Genomic DNA, 2,181 nt, shown 5'->3' on the forward strand with positions numbered 1-2,181 from the left:
GGTGTAGTATCAGTAAGATTACAAGGTGCATGTAAAGGATGCCCAGGTGCAGCAATGACTTTAAAAGCAGTAATTGAAAACTTACTAGTAAAAGAAGTAGAAGGAGTAAAGCAAGTAGTAGGAGTATAAAAAAAGCGCTGACGTAAGCGCTTTTTTTATTTTCCATATTTAAAGAAAAATATATTAAGTATAAAAAGTAACAAGAAATAACAATAGTACGAATAGAGTAGTAAAGGATACAAATTATAGCATATAATTAAAATACAGGAAGGGGTAAATATAAAAAATAATAAGGAGGGATATTATGAAATTATTATGGTTGGCAATAGCCATAGGATTTGCTATAGGAGAAGTTATGACTACTACCTTGACATTAATATGGTTTAGTATTGGTGCTGTTATAGTAATGTTTTTAAGCAGTTTTATAAAAAATATATTTATTCAAATAATAATCTTTGCTGTGATATCAACTGCAATGCTAATAATAGCGACAAAGAAATTTGTAAAAGAAGACAAGAATTACAAATACGATACAAACTTGCAAGCTATAATTAATAAAAGGGCAATAGTAAAGGAAACAATACAAAAAAATAAAACAGGCATTGTAGTTTTAGAAGGAGAAGAGTGGACTGCAGTATCTATAAATGAAGAATATATAGAAAAGGATGAAGTTGTAAATATTATAAAAATAGAAGGTGTTAAGTTAGTAGTAGAAAAATCAAAATAATAAGGAGGAATAAAAAATGGATTTCATAATGTCATTAATAATGCCAATAGTAATAGTAGTGGTAATAGTAATATTAGGATTATTATGTGTAAAAGTAATTAAGCAATCTAAAGTAGGAATAATAATGAGACTTGGAAAGTTTCGTAAGGTAGCGGATACAGGAGTTCATGTTTTAGTTCCATTTTTAGATCAAATGAGTTACATAATTGACTTAAGAGAAAAAGTAGTAGATTTTCCACCACAACCAGTAATAACTAAGGATAATGTAACAATGCAAATTGATACAGTTGTATATTACAGAATAACAGATCCTGTTAGATATACATTTGAAATAGCAAATCCAATAACAGCAATAGAAAATTTAACGGCAACAACACTTAGAAATATAATAGGTGAATTAGATTTAGATGAAACTTTAACATCTAGAGATATAATAAACACTAAAATGAGAGTAATATTAGATGAAGCTACAGATAAATGGGGTATTAAAGTAAATAGAGTAGAGTTGAAAAATATAATGCCACCTCACGATATTCAAGTTGCTATGGAAAAACAAATGAGGGCAGAAAGAGAAAGAAGAGAATCAATACTTCAAGCTGAAGGTAGTAAGTCATCAACAATACTTCAAGCTGAAGGTGAAAAACAGGCAGCAATTTTAAGAGCTGAAGCAAAAAAAGAGTCTATGATTCGTGAAGCTGAAGGCCAAAAATTGTCTTCAATACTGCACGCTGAAGGTGAAGCTGAAGCTATAAAACAACTAGCAATAGCAAAAGCTCAAGGTGAAGCTGAGGTTATACTAAAGGTTCAAGAAGCTACAGCTGAAGGTCTTAGAAAAGTATTCTTAGCAATGAAAGAGTCGGATGTAGATGACAATATTCTAGCACTTAAATCTATAGAAGCTCTAGAAAAGGTTGCCAATGGAAATGCAACAAAACTTGTTTTACCATCAGATACTGTTAATTTCTTAGGAACATTTAAGGGAATAAAAGAAATATTAAGTGATGAAAAATAATTAAAACTTAATTATTAAACTAAAAAAGAAATCTTTTTTTAAAAAGAAAAGGGTTTCTTTTTAAAATGTACAAATTTATAGGAGGAAAATAAAGAATGTAATCGAATTAATTAAATTAATTAATATTTAAAGTATAAAATATAAAGAGTCATGAAATTTAACTTAAATTTAACAAAGAGTTAGTATAGGGTAGGTACTGTTATATTATGGCGAAAAATACAAATAAATGTCTGAATTTTTATAATATTTGTTTTATAAAAAGAGGCCAATTTATTATATAATAAATAACTATACTGTATAGAGAGACGAAAGGGGGTAATTTATGAAAAATAAAAAAATAATAAATTATGAAGAGTTAATTAGCAAAGAAAATCTAGAAGGATTTAAAATAGGCCAATCCTATGATAGTTATAGATTTATGGGAAATCATATAGTAAACTAC

General features: G+C 27.9%; 3 protein-coding genes. All 3 read left to right on the plus strand.

From position 1 onward, the window contains the following. Window positions 1–129, plus strand: a 129-nt coding sequence (locus ACRC03_RS03585) for a NifU family protein (protein WP_438651184.1), incomplete at its 5' end; no start/stop codon positions are given. Between the two features lie 175 nt (window positions 130–304). Next, the gene (locus ACRC03_RS03590; RefSeq protein ID WP_438651183.1) at window positions 305–727 is read left to right on the plus strand and encodes an NfeD family protein; all 423 of its coding nucleotides are present in this window, start codon (window positions 305–307) and stop codon (window positions 725–727) included. A gap of 40 nt (window positions 728–767) precedes the next feature. Next, a complete protein-coding gene (locus ACRC03_RS03595) occupies window positions 768–1,739 on the plus strand; it encodes an SPFH domain-containing protein (protein WP_438651185.1) in 972 nt (323 codons plus the stop codon). Window positions 1,740–2,181: the final 442 nt, after the last annotated feature.

Source organism: Romboutsia sp. (assembly GCF_051659545.1).
Classification (GTDB): domain Bacteria; phylum Bacillota; class Clostridia; order Peptostreptococcales; family Peptostreptococcaceae; genus JBOFOR01.